Annotated in this window: 11 protein-coding genes; 10 read left to right on the top strand and 1 reads right to left on the bottom strand. The window is 48.6% G+C overall.

Features of this window, described 5'->3' with window-relative positions; all coding sequences use genetic code 11:
* Positions 1–32: 32 nt before the first annotated feature.
* The 10 genes from AC1DN5_RS17715 to cyoE all read left to right on the top strand — a co-directional run bounded on the left by AC1DN5_RS17715 (position 33) and on the right by cyoE (position 12,406).
* On the top strand, positions 33–1,841 hold the full coding sequence (locus AC1DN5_RS17715; protein ID WP_366970051.1) for a sigma-54-dependent Fis family transcriptional regulator: 1,809 nt from the start codon (positions 33–35) through the stop codon (positions 1,839–1,841).
* 65 nt (positions 1,842–1,906) lie between these two features.
* Positions 1,907–2,089 carry a small acid-soluble spore protein H gene (locus AC1DN5_RS17710; RefSeq protein WP_016936743.1) on the top strand — a complete coding sequence of 61 codons (183 nt, stop codon included), beginning with the start codon at positions 1,907–1,909 and terminating at the stop codon, positions 2,087–2,089.
* A 171-nt stretch (positions 2,090–2,260) separates the two neighbouring features.
* A complete protein-coding gene (gene glvA / locus AC1DN5_RS17705; RefSeq protein WP_060963313.1) occupies positions 2,261–3,610 on the top strand; it encodes a maltose-6'-phosphate glucosidase in 1,350 nt (449 codons plus the stop codon).
* Positions 3,611–3,677: 67 nt separating this feature from the next.
* Complete coding sequence (locus AC1DN5_RS17700) at positions 3,678–4,439, top strand: MurR/RpiR family transcriptional regulator (RefSeq protein WP_016936741.1); 762 nt, start codon at positions 3,678–3,680, stop codon at positions 4,437–4,439.
* Positions 4,440–4,455: 16 nt separating this feature from the next.
* The gene (locus tag AC1DN5_RS17695; protein WP_366970049.1) at positions 4,456–6,042 is read left to right on the top strand and encodes an alpha-glucoside-specific PTS transporter subunit IIBC; all 1,587 of its coding nucleotides are present in this window, start codon (positions 4,456–4,458) and stop codon (positions 6,040–6,042) included.
* 135 nt (positions 6,043–6,177) lie between these two features.
* Positions 6,178–7,911: an ABC transporter ATP-binding protein gene (locus AC1DN5_RS17690; RefSeq protein WP_366970048.1), complete on the top strand. Its 1,734-nt coding sequence runs from the start codon at positions 6,178–6,180 to the stop codon at positions 7,909–7,911.
* Positions 7,892–9,709: an ABC transporter ATP-binding protein gene (locus AC1DN5_RS17685; protein ID WP_366970047.1), complete on the top strand. Its 1,818-nt coding sequence runs from the start codon at positions 7,892–7,894 to the stop codon at positions 9,707–9,709. The genes AC1DN5_RS17690 and AC1DN5_RS17685 overlap by 20 nt, the downstream gene beginning before the upstream one ends.
* A 167-nt stretch (positions 9,710–9,876) precedes the next feature.
* Positions 9,877–10,281: a DoxX family protein gene (locus tag AC1DN5_RS17680; protein ID WP_060963309.1), complete on the top strand. Its 405-nt coding sequence runs from the start codon at positions 9,877–9,879 to the stop codon at positions 10,279–10,281.
* 16 nt (positions 10,282–10,297) lie between these two features.
* The gene (gene catE, locus AC1DN5_RS17675) at positions 10,298–11,155 is read left to right on the top strand and encodes a catechol 2,3-dioxygenase (protein WP_366970046.1); all 858 of its coding nucleotides are present in this window, start codon (positions 10,298–10,300) and stop codon (positions 11,153–11,155) included.
* Between the two features lie 303 nt (positions 11,156–11,458).
* Complete coding sequence (gene cyoE, locus AC1DN5_RS17670) at positions 11,459–12,406, top strand: heme o synthase (RefSeq protein ID WP_188154866.1); 948 nt, start codon at positions 11,459–11,461, stop codon at positions 12,404–12,406.
* Between the two features lie 39 nt (positions 12,407–12,445).
* Here the strand turns inward: cyoE and AC1DN5_RS17665 are convergent, their stop codons facing one another.
* A complete protein-coding gene (locus tag AC1DN5_RS17665; protein ID WP_016936735.1) occupies positions 12,446–12,997 on the bottom strand; it encodes a PadR family transcriptional regulator in 552 nt (183 codons plus the stop codon).
* Positions 12,998–13,205 lie beyond the last annotated feature (208 nt).

The raw sequence follows: 13,205 nt of genomic DNA, 5'->3' as shown, positions 1-13,205 counted from the left end.
AAAGATGGTCTGAACAGGGGGGAGCGGATACGATGAATGTCATTCGGAATGATTTTAAAACCTGGAAGCGCTTTGTGAAAGAAGGCGTGCTTGATGAATCCCGTATTCAGAAGCGGATCGCAGCCTCATGGCACCGCTGCAAAAAAGCCGACGTCAACCCTTATCTGGAAAAGGGGCCGAAGGTAATGCCGGCAGATCATTTAGAAAGGCAGGCCGAGAAGCATGCGTTATTTTTGGCGGCCTCGTCGCCGCATGCAGAAAAAATGAAGACGGCGATGCGGGAAATGGAAATGATGGTTCTCCTGATTGATGCCGACGGCGTTGTCCATTCTGTTAACGGCCACCCGCGCACCATTCATGAAGCGAACCGCATCAATTTCTTAAAAGGCGCCTGCTGGACGGAGACGGCGGTCGGCACGAATGCGATCGGGACGGCCCTTTATACGAATGAGCCGGTCATGATACACGGCTCTGAACATTATTCGCTCGCTTCCCATCAGTGGAGCTGTTCCGCCGCTCCGATCCGTTATGAAGACGGGCGGCTGGCCGGTGTCATTGATATTTCCTGCCCTGCCGCCCGCGCTCAGCCATTTATGCTCGGAATTGCTTCCTCCATTGCTTATACGGCGGAACGGGAGCTCGCCTTAAAGATGAAGATGACAGAACTTGATATGATCGGAAAATTTGAGGAACTCACCAAGTCTCATGAACCGATCGTGCTTTGCAATGAGATCAATCGGATTATCGCCGCAAGCCGTCCCGTTCAGCATTTAACCGGGCATATGCTGCGCGAGCTTGAGGAACAGGGCTTTCAGACCAAGCAGGCGAAACGGGAGGAGAACGGCTTCACATGCTTTTATGTAACCAAACGAGAAGAAAAGCCGTCTTTTATATTTCATGGCGCGGCAGGAGAAAGCCCGTCATCCCGACATATGCTGCAGCAGCTGGAGCTTGTCGCCCGAACGGACGCAACCGTCTGTCTGACCGGAGAAACCGGTACGGGAAAGGAGGTTGCCGCCCGGGCGATTCATAACAACAGCTCCCGAAAAAACGGCCCGTTTATCGCAGTGAACTGCGGAGCGGTCCCCGAGAAGCTGATTGAAAGCGAACTGTTCGGCTACACGGAAGGCGCCTTCACCGGAGCCAAACGGAAAGGACAGAGCGGCGCATTGCAAAAAGCTGATAAAGGCACACTTTTCCTCGATGAAATCGGAGAAATATCACACTCCATGCAGGTCGCTCTGTTACGCGTGCTGCAGGAACGGAAGGTCACTCCGATCGGCGGGACGAAAGAAATTCCCGTTGACATCAGAATCATCACCGCCGCCCACACTGATCTGAGACAGCTTGTTGAAAGCAAAAAGCTGAGAGAGGATTTATTTTACCGGCTTCACGTCTGTCCGATCCATCTCCCGCCATTAAGAGAACGCACCGAAGACATTCCCGCCCTCTTCTTTGAATTTCAGCGGAACCGCGGCTGGCCGGGAGAGCTTCCTGATGATTTTTTAGACATCTTAAAGAACCGCAAATGGCCGGGGAATATCAGAGAATTGTTTAATGTGTTTGAACGTCTGTCCGTCATGTTCCCGGACGGAAGGCTGTCAGGGCGCCCTCTCCCATCTCTGCTTGAAGCGTCAGGCCTCACAGAAGAGTCTCAGTCTTTTAGCCAAGAAGAAGCGCCCCCTGTTTCCATCCGGGAGCACATTCAGAAAAACATCATCGTAAACGCGCTTGAATCGGCAAAGGGAAATGTCACGCTGGCCGCTAAAATGGCGGGAATTCCGCGGAGCACGTTTTACAAACGCCTCAAAAAATTCAAACTCACCGCCGGACAATTGTAAGAAACAAGCATACTTCTCTTGGCTGCCGGACACGTTATGTGTGAGGCCCAAAGGAGGTTTGAGACGTGAACACACAGCGTGCGAAAGACATTGCTGAATCCGCTGCCATGGCGTATGTGACGTATGAAGGCGTCCCGATTTATATTCAGCATGTCAACGAGGACAAGGAAACGGCCAGGATTTTTCCGATCGGAAATCCTCAATTTGAGCAGGAAGTGCAGCTTTCTGATTTACAAGAGCATTTTTGAGACACAGGTCTGCTGATCACAGCAGGCCTTTTTTGTTCCTGTGAGAACTTTCCCGCTTTTTGAGAAAAATAACTAAAAATGATTAAATGATCTAACTCCCACAAACCCGGTACAGAGAAGCCATTCTCATGATATAAATAAAATGTAAACGTTATCAGAGGAGGGCTTCACATGACAGACAAATCATTCTCAATCGTTATTGCAGGCGGCGGCAGCACATTTACCCCCGGAATTGTATTAATGCTTTTGAATCACCTGGAAGAGTTTCCGATCAGAAAGCTGAAACTTTATGACAATGATAAAGAAAGGCAGGAACGGATTGCGGGTGCGTGTGAGGTATTCATAAAAGAAAAAGCGCCGGACATTGAATTTTTGGCGACTGATGACCCGGAGACGGCTTTTACGGATGTTGATTTCGTCATGGCGCATATCCGCGTCGGGAAATATGCGATGCGCGCGCTGGATGAACAAATCCCGCTGAAGTACGGTGTCGTCGGACAGGAAACATGCGGGCCGGGCGGAATTGCATACGGCATGCGGTCTATCGGCGGCGTTCTGGAAATCCTCGATTATATGGAAACGTACTCGCCTGACGCGTGGATGCTGAATTACTCCAATCCTGCGGCGATTGTGGCCGAAGCGACACGGCGCCTCAGACCGAATTCAAAAATATTGAACATCTGCGACATGCCGGTCGGAATTGAGGATCGCATGGCGAATATCCTCGGATTATCCTCAAGAAAAGAAATGAAGGTCCGTTATTACGGCTTGAACCACTTTGGCTGGTGGACGTCCATCACGGATCGAGAGGGCAATGATTTAATGCCGAAGCTGAAGGAGCATGTCCGTGAATACGGCTACGTTCCGAAGACGGAGGCTGAACAGACCGAAGCAAGCTGGAATGACACCTTCAAAAAAGCGCGCGACGTTCAGGCGGCCGATCCGGATACGCTTCCGAACACATATCTGCAATATTACTTATTCCCGGATGATATGGTGAAAAAATCAAATCCGAATCATACGAGAGCCAACGAAGTCATGGAAGGGCGCGAAGCTTTCATTTTCAGCCAATGCGATATGATTACGCGCGAGCAGTCATCGGAAAACAGTGAAATTACAATTGACGACCATGCTTCCTATATCGTCGATCTTGCCCGGGCCATCGCTTACAATACCGGGGAGAGAATGCTGTTAATCGTTGAAAATAACGGCGCGATCGCAAACTTTGATCCGTCAGCCATGGTTGAGATTCCTTGTCTCGTAGGTTCAAACGGACCGGAACCGCTCTCCGTCGGGAATATTCCGCAATTTCAAAAAGGCCTGATGGAACAGCAGGTATCTGTCGAAAAACTGACGGCTGAAGCATGGGAAGAGCGGTCATTTCAAAAGCTGTGGCAGGCACTGATCCTGTCAAAAACAGTGCCGAATGCCCGTGTGGCAAGACTGATTCTTGAAGATCTGATGGAGGCTAATAAGGATTACTGGCCTGAGCTTGATGTAAGTCCGTCTCATATTTCCTGATGACAATCTTCCCCGTTTTCTTCATCTGTTATTCTATATAATAGAAAGAAAACGGGGGGATTTTGGGATGAGTCTTGAAGAACTGGTTAATCAGCATTACGCGAAATTAAATGACAACGATTTTTATATTTTAAAATATATATTGAACAATAAGCATACGTGCTACCATCTCGGTATCAATGACATGGCGAAAGCCTGCAATGTCTCTCGGTCTTCGATCCTGCGGCTCGCCCAAAAGCTCGGCTTCAGCGGCTACAGTGAATTCCGGGTTTTTCTGAAATGGGAGGATCAGCCTGAAGAAGGCGAGAATATGACATTTGAAAAGCTGCTGGATGATATTGAAGCCAACGTAAAATACGTAAAGTCAAAAGATATGACGGAGATGTGCCGGCTGATAGATGAAGCAAAACGGATTTTCGTTTACGGATCGGGCACGGCTCAAAGGGTGTGCGCCCGCGAGCTGCAACGGATGTTTGTATCCCGGCGGAAGTATTTGATTTTAATACAGGACATCACAGAGTTTGATATCATGTGTGATGATTTTACGGTTGATGACGTATTCATCATTATTTCTTTATCCGGGGAAACACCTGAATTAATTCCGCAGGCAAGGACCTTGTCCGCAAAGGGAGTTCCGTTCATTTCAATCACCAATCTGAAAAACAACGTACTGGCGCAGACGACGCCGTATAATCTTTATGCGACCAGCAAGCCGGTAACGTTAAGCGATAAAACGGAAATTGTCGCATTTGCCCCGTTTTTTCTGGTGGGCGAAGCGTTATTCCGTGCATATGTTGATTATAAAGAGCTTGAAAATTTTGATAAATAGCGGGAGGTCACGTGAAATGATGCAAAAAGTCCAGCGCTTTGGCAGCGCGATGTTTGTGCCTGTTTTGTTATTTGCATTTTCCGGTATTATTGTCGGTCTGAGTACGCTCTTTAAAAATAAAACGCTGATGGGGCCGCTGGCTGATCCTGACGGGCTTTGGTATCAATGCTGGTATGTCATTGAACAGGGCGGCTGGACCGTCTTTAATCAAATGCCGCTCCTGTTTGCGATCGGCATCCCTGTCGCTTTAGCGAAAAAAGCGCAGGCGCGGGCTTGTTTGGAAGCGCTTACAGTTTATCTTACATTCAATTACTTTATCAATGCGATTCTGACGGTTTGGGGCGGGGCTTTTCATGTCGATATGAATCAGGAAGCCGGCGGAACGAGCGGGCTGACGATGATCGCCGGGATCAAAACGCTTGATACGAATATTATCGGCGCCATCTTTATTTCATCTATTGTCGTTTACTTGCACAATCGCTATTTTGATAAAAAACTGCCGGATTTCCTGGGGATTTTCCAAGGATCTTCGTACATCGTCATTATTTCTTTTTTCATTATGATACCGATTTCACTTGCGGTGGCCTATGTATGGCCGATGGTTCAGTCTGGAATCGGATCGCTGCAAAGCTTTCTCGTTTCTTCCGGGGCGGTCGGCGTGTGGATTTACACGTTCTTGGAGCGGATTTTAATTCCGACGGGTCTGCATCATTTTATTTACTCACCGTTTGTTTACGGGCCGGCTGTAGCTGAAGGCGGTATCGTCACCTATTGGGCCCAGCATCTCGGAGAATACTCCCAAAGCGTCAAACCGCTGAAAGAATTGTTCCCGCAGGGGGGCTTCGCGCTTCACGGCAACTCGAAAATCTTCGGCATTCCGGGAATCGCGCTCGCCTTTTACGCCACGGCTTCAAAGGAAAAGAAAAAAATTGTCGCCGGCCTTTTGATCCCTGTCACTTTGACGTCTATTGTCGCCGGTATTACGGAGCCGATTGAATTTACATTCCTTTTTATCTCGCCGTTTTTATTTGCGGTTCATGCTTTGCTTGCCGCTTCCATGGCGACCGTCATGTATATGGCCGGCGTCGTCGGAAATATGGGCGGCGGTTTGATTGAAGCGGCGACCTTGAACTGGATCCCGCTGGCGCCAAGCCACGGTTTGACGTATGTATACCAGATCATCATCGGCTTGTGCTTTACCGCCATTTACTTTTTCGTCTTCCGTTTCCTTATTCTCAAATTCAACATCGCCACCCCGGGCAGAGAGAAAGAGGAAGGAAAGGAAACAAAGCTTTATTCGAAAAAGGAGTACAGAGAACGGAAGCAGGCTTCAAAAGAAACAGCGGCGGCAGACGAAACACAGCGGGATACAGCCGCTTTGTATATTGAAGCGCTGGGCGGAAAGGACAATATTACAGAGGTCACCAATTGCGCCACCCGTCTCCGTGTCACTGTCGCTGATGAATCAAAGGTCAAAAGTGATGCCGATTTCAGAGAGCTGGGAGCCCACGGCGTCGTCAGAAAAGGCAAGGCGCTTCAGGTCATTGTCGGATTAGGCGTTCCGCAAATGCGGGAGCGCATTGAACAGCAATTGGATCAATAAGGTCAAAACCTTCCCTTTCAGGGAAGGTTTATCTTTGTCACAGATTATTGAAAAAACGGCACACCAAATTTCTTTATTCATTTGCCGGAAAGGCATAAAATAATAATACTGAACAAAGAATTTGGAGGCTTACACATGTCAAAGGCTTTATCATATGTAAAACCGTATTCTCTGTTGGCGGGAATCGCTCTGTTTTTCATGCTCATCGAGCTTGCGGTAGAGCTGATACAGCCCCTGCTGATCGGGAAAATCATCGACGAAGGAATTTTAAAGCAGGAGCTCGGAACGGTCTGGCTGTGGGGCGGCGTGATGATCGGACTGACCGTTGTTTCATTTGCATCGGGCATTTTAAATTCGTTCTACTCCGCCCACATCAGCCAAAGCTATGCGTATGATACGCGAAAAGGGCTATTTCAAAAAATCCAGTCCTTCTCCTATTCGACGTTTGCGCAATTCTCATCCACATCATTTATCACCCGGCTGACAAACGATGTGACGCAGGTCCAAAATATGCTTTTCATGAGTCTTCGGTTTATGCTTCGGGCGCCGTTAATGATTGCGGGCGGCATTATTCTCTCGCTGACCGTTAATGCAAAACTCGGTTTTTTTCTGCTGATCACGGTGCCGATTTTGCTTTTGTTTTTGCTGTGGGTGCTGAAAAGAGGCGGCGCGCTGTTTCGGTCTGTGCAAAAGCGGCTTGACCAGGTCAATACGATCATGCAGGAAAACCTGACGGCGATCAAACTGATTAAAGCGCTTCTCCGTGCAAACCACGAAGTGAAACGTTTTTTGAAATCGAATACGAAGCTGATGGAAAAGACAGTATCCGCCTTTCGTCTCGTGGAAGCGGCGATGCCGATCTTAATGCTGCTGATGAACAGCTGCATTTTGTTTATCTTATGGTTCGGCGCCAAAAGCATTGATCAGGGCGGGGCGCAGGTCGGAGATATCGTTTCCGTGATTAACTATGCGACGCGGATTACAGGCGCGCTGTCCGTCCTGCCATTTCTCATTATGGTATTTTCCCGGGCGAAAGCTTCCGGCGAAAGAATCGGCGAGGTGCTGGAAACAGAAGGCGGCGAGGGAACGGGACATGACCCGGCACAAGCGCTTGCAGGCGAAATTGAGTTTCGCGAAGTGTCCTTCCGCTATCCGGACATGGAAAAAGACGCGCTGCATCACGTTTCCTTTTCTGCCAGCCCGAAAGAAACGGTTGCCATTATGGGCGCGACAGGCTCAGGAAAATCCACGCTCTTTCAGCTGATTCCGCGCCTGTACACGGCTGATTCAGGCAGTATTTTCATAGACGGAAAACCGATCGGTGAATTCTCCGCTCACGGGCTGCGCAAGGAAATCGGCTATGTTCCGCAGGAAGTGCTCCTGTTTTCGGGCACAATCCGTGAAAATATCGCCTGGGGGCGGGAGGATGCTTCACTAGATGAAGTAATGGAAGCAGCCAAAGACGCGCAAATCCATGACACGATTATGAAGCTGTCAAACGGATACGACACGGTGCTGGGACAGCGGGGCGTCAATTTGTCAGGCGGGCAGAAGCAGCGCATTTCCATCGCGCGTGCTTTTATCAGAAAGCCGTCCCTCCTGCTGTTAGACGACAGTACGAGCGCGCTGGATCTTCAGACGGAAGCCAAGCTTTTAAAAGCGATCAGATCCTATGAATGCACGACACTGATTATCACGCAAAAAATAACGACCGCGATGAAGGCTGACACCATCTTATTGCTTGAAGACGGCGAACTGCTGGCAAAAGGCACGCACCAAGAGCTGATGGCAGAGTCTCATCTGTACCGGCAGATTTATGAATCCCAATTCGGAAAGGAGGGAGCTGACAGTGGAGAAAGACATTCGTAAACCTTTCCGTTATCCGAAAATACCGCTCAAATCGAGTGAAGGCGGCAGAAAACGTGCGAAAGCAAAAGATGCAAAAGGGACCCTGCGCAGAATCTGGTCGTATGTAGCAGAGAAAAAAGGGCTATTGACTCTTGTGATCATCATGGTAGTCATAAGCGCCGTATTCGGCCTCCTCGGACCGTTCGTCATCGGGAAAGCGATTGATCATTTCATCGTCGGACGGACGACGGACGGATTGGCGGGGGTGCTGTTCATACTATTTGGGATTTACCTCGTGCAATCGTTGTCCTTATGGTTTCAAAACTATTGGATGATCAATATCTCGCAAAGCACCGTGTTTAAAATGCGGAGCGAGCTGTTTACCCATCTGCATGAGCTGCCGATCCCGTTTTTTGATAAACAGCGGCTCGGGGACTTGATGAGCCGGGTCACCAATGATATTGAAAATGTCAGCTCCACTTTAAATACATCCGTCATTCAAGTGCTGTCGAGCGTCATTACATTCGTCGGCACAATCGCCGTGATGCTGTACATGAGCCCGCTTTTAACATTGATTACGCTTTTGATCATTCCGATCATGTTTTTAAGCATCAAATGGATCACCAACCGGACGGGACTCTTGTTTAAGCAGCAGCAGAAAAACCTCGGCGAGCTGAACGGTTTTATTGAAGAGTCGGTATCAGGAGCGAAGGTCATTAAAGCCTACTCAAGAGAAGACCGAGTCATGGAGCAATTTTTAGAAAAAAACGCGGCGTTAAAATCATCGGGGTTTTGGGGGCAGACAATTTCGGGATTCATTCCGAAAGTCATGAACTCTTTAAACAATTTAAGCTTTACGATTATAGCGGCGGTCGGCGGGCTGTTTGCGCTGAAAGGGTGGATCTCAATCGGTTCAATTGTCGTATTCGCCGAATACTCGCGGCAGTTCACCCGCCCTTTGAATGATTTAGCCAATCAGTTCAATACGATGTTATCGGCAATCGCCGGGGCTGAACGGGTGTTTGACGTGCTTGATGAAAAAGAGGAGCGGGAAGATGAAGAGCATGCGGCGCACCAGCCGATCAAAACGGGTGACATTGAATTCCGCGATGTCTCCTTCGGCTATCAGGAAGACAGCCTGATCTTAAAACATCTGTCCTTCAGCGTTCCGAAAGGACAGTCAATCGCCTTCGTCGGTCCGACCGGAGCGGGTAAAACAACCGTTACGAGCTTGATCGCCCGTTTTTACGAGCCGAATGAAGGAAAAATCCTCATTGACGGAACGGACATCAAAAAACTGACAAGATCCAGTCTGAGAAAAAACATGGGGTTTGTTCTGCAGGATTCATTTCTCTTCCAGGGCACCATCAGGGAGAATATCCGCTACGGCCGGCTGGATGCTTCTGACAAAGAGGTGGAGGAAGCCGCAAAAGCTGCCAATGCCCACGGATTCATCGAACGGCTCCCGAAAGGCTATGATACCGTTCTTACCCAAAACGGCGCGGGCATCAGCCAAGGACAGAGGCAGCTCATTTCCATCGCGAGAGCTGTGCTCGCGGACCCGGTTCTGCTCATTTTGGATGAAGCGACGAGCAACATTGATACAGTGACTGAAGTGAAAATACAAGAAGCGCTCGGCCGTTTAATGGCGGGCAGAACGAGCGTTATTATTGCTCACAGGCTGAACACGATTCAAAAAGCCGACCAGATTCTTGTGCTGAAAGACGGGGAAATGGCTGAAAAAGGAACCCATGCCGAACTTCTCAGCCAGAATGGTTTTTACCAAGAATTATATGAAAGCCAGTTCCGGGAATCGTAAATAGGGACAAAGGCCTCCGACAGAGAGCGGAGGTCTTTTTTTTATGAGGATAAATAGTACTTTTCAGTTATTTTCGTTAAATGTAACGAAATTACTTGACGTAAATAAGTTATGTATATATACTAGCTTACATAAAGTAAGTGATAATAATTTTCAAGGAGGATTTTATGAATAAATCATTCGAAACAGGAACACTGCTTTTAAGGGTTGTAACAGGTATTATCTTTTTTGTACACGGTTTATCCAAGTTCCAAGGATTAGAAGGCACCACACAATTTTTCCAAAGCATCGGGCTTCCGGCATTTATGGTCTATGTCATCGCAACGATTGAGCTTGTCGGCGGGGTTCTGATCTTTTTCGGTCTGGCGACGCGCATAATTGGCGTTCTGTTTGCCCTCACATTAGTCGGCGCTATCTTTACGGCGAAGCTTTCCTCACCATTTATGGGCGGCTCGGAATTTGATTTCATCTTACTGGCGGCATCTATTCACTTAGCGCTTTCAGGAAGCCGTCTGCTTTCATTGGATCAGCTCCTTTTCAAATCAAAAAAGGGAGAAACTTTTTCAGCATAAGAAAGAAGGCGTTCAAATGACCGGCATTCATCAAGATACAGCAATCGGTTATGTCAAATTGACTATCAAAAATTTGGAACGGTCGCTCGACTTTTACCAAAATGTGATCGGCTTTCAAGTCATCTCGCAAACCGATCGTTCCGCAGAACTGTCAGCAGACGGAAAACGCGTCCTGCTGATGCTTGAGGAAAATCCAAGCGCCGTCATTCTCCCGGAGCGGTCGGTCACCGGCCTGTACCATTTCGCGATACTTCTGCCTGACCGGAAAGAACTCGGCATCGCATTGGCCAGGCTGATTGAAAACGGCATCGCGCTCGGTCAGGGGGATCACGGGGTCAGTGAAGCTCTTTACCTGTCTGATCCGGACGGAAACGGCATTGAAATATACGCCGATCGTCCCCGCAGTACGTGGCAGCGCGATGCAGAGGGCAATTACGTCATGCAAACGGCGCCCGTCGATGTGAACGGGCTTTTGAAAGAAGCCGGAGCTGAACGGAAAAGCCGCCTCCCGGAAGGAACCGTAATCGGTCACATCCATCTCCATGTGACGGATTTACAGGAAGCTAAAGCTTTTTACACCGATATCCTCGGTTTTGACATTGTCGGCAATTACGCCGCCATGTCCGCCCTGTTTGTTTCAGCGGGAGGGTATCACCATCACATCGGCCTGAATATATGGGCCGGAACACATGCGCCGCCGAAACCGGGAAATGCAAGCGGACTGGATTATTACACCATCGTGCTCCCGCATCAAAAAGAGCTCTCACGTGTGACAAAAGCGCTGACCGATGCCGGCTTTGAGATTGAAGAAAAAGAAGCGGGCATATTCGTCAAAGACCCTGTGTCAGGGGCGGATATCGCATTTACACTGTAAGAAACAAACCTTGCCGTTCACCGGCAAGGTTTTTTATTTTTCTGAAGTGTTCTCGAAAGGAGAGCGAAAATCACAGTGACGCGCAAAAATGGCGCCTGGAGCCCGCCATCGCCGGCCCGCGCTCAGGGCCTCCGCTGAATTGAAAATTGTGTACATTCGGCAGATCAGGGAGCCATAAGCCGTATCCTGTCAGAAGATACGGCTTTTCGTATGCTATTTACAATTTTGTGAAAAATAACCGATATGAATTGAACTTCCTTATTCTTCCTGATATGATAAGCCGAAAAAGGAGAATCTGAACTGATGAATTCTAATGCAGCACAGACGGAACAGCCGATGAAGCATAACGGAAACCGGGTGACGGTCAAGGACTTTATCATCCTTGCCAAACCCGGGATTATCATCTCGAATTCACTCGCTGCATTGGGCGGATTTTGGATCGCGTGGCTTCAGTCAGAAAGGACGGGCGGAGGGCCCGGTATATTTGCGGCTATGACGATCGCCATGATCGGAACGGCGCTTGTCATGGCATCAAGCACTGTTTTTAATAACTTCTTTGACCGCGGTATGGATGCAAAGATGGCGCGAACCCGCACCCGCGCAAGCGTCACGGGGAAAATACCGCCGCCGGTCATGATCCTGTACGGCATCTGTCTCGGCGCATGCGGATTCATCATGCTTGCTGCGCTTAATGTACTGACTGCCGTTCTTGGCCTGCTTGCATTTTTACTGTATGCCGTCGTTTATACGCTTTGGTTTAAAAGACAATCCGTCTGGAGCACATTTGTCGGCAGCTTTCCGGGAGCCGCTCCGCCCTTAATCGGTTATTGCGCGCTGGCCGGGTGTATTGATATGCCCGCGATTTTGTTATATGCGATTATGTTTTTGTGGCAGCCGCCACATTTTTGGGCGATCGGGATCAGGCGAAAGGAAGAGTATCGTGCCGCCGGTATTCCGCTTTTGCCGATTGTAAAAGGCAACCGCGTCACAAAAATGAAAATGCTGCGTTACATCGCCGTTCTGACTGCGGTTTCGCTGCTCGTTCCTTTCTATATAGATGTCAGCCCGCTTTATACCGCGTCCGCTCTTCTGCTCGGAGCCGTCTGGCTGTACCGGAGCGTCAAAGGTTTTCAGGCGGCGGATGACACGCAATGGTCGAAGGGGATGTTTTTGTATTCGATTGTATATTTCAGCCTGCTTTTTCTTATTTTAATGGCTGATTCGTTGATCACGGCGGTTCTCAGAACGTAAACAGGCGGCTTATAGATACAGAGCCGCCCGTTTTTTTGTTTATGCTTTTTTGATGAGAGCCAAAATATCTTCAAGCCAGGAAATGTAATTGCGTTCCCGCTCAAGCGCTTTTGTCAGCACGAGATAATGGCCGAAATCGGGAGACGAAAATGAATCCGCATCCTCGGACGATGTCATCAGTTCGTGATAACTGTTTTCCAAGTCGGACAATTTTTCCTTCCGCTTTACGAGCTGATCGGTGAATAGCTCATCCGCTTCCTCCCGGGTCAAAGCTGAGATGAAATAAGCCTTCAGCATAAATTCATCCTTCACTGTTTCCGGAATCGGATCTTTTTTCGTCAGCCAGGCGGCAAGCTCCCGTTCTCCATTGCCGGTCAGCGTGTACATTTTTTTCTCAAGCTTCGTTCCTTGAATCGCAGTGCGGAACGTAATAAACCCCTCAGCCGTCAGTTTTTTCAATTCCGGATAAATCTGGCTGTGCTTTGCGCTCCAGAACTGGCCGAGCTCTTCTTTAAAATAGCTCGATATATCATATCCGCTCAATTCGCCTTTTCTTAAAAGCCCTAAAATCGCGTACTTTAAAATTCTCATGTTGTCCTCCAAGCCCATTCATTTGACAGCTAGTATACCACACGGCTGCGAAAAAACGTAGAAATGCCGGATGCGGAAATCCTGATCATAGAAAGACTTCGGGATTGGATTTTGGTTTCAGCCGCATACAGATTTGAAACCCCTTTCATCATGTCTTTGCCTTATTCATAAGACATCATGATATAATCATTGTAAAAATTAAGAAATA

The organism is Bacillus sp. 01N42_2 (assembly GCF_056399565.1).
This window is presented reverse-complemented; position numbering and strand designations above follow the sequence as displayed.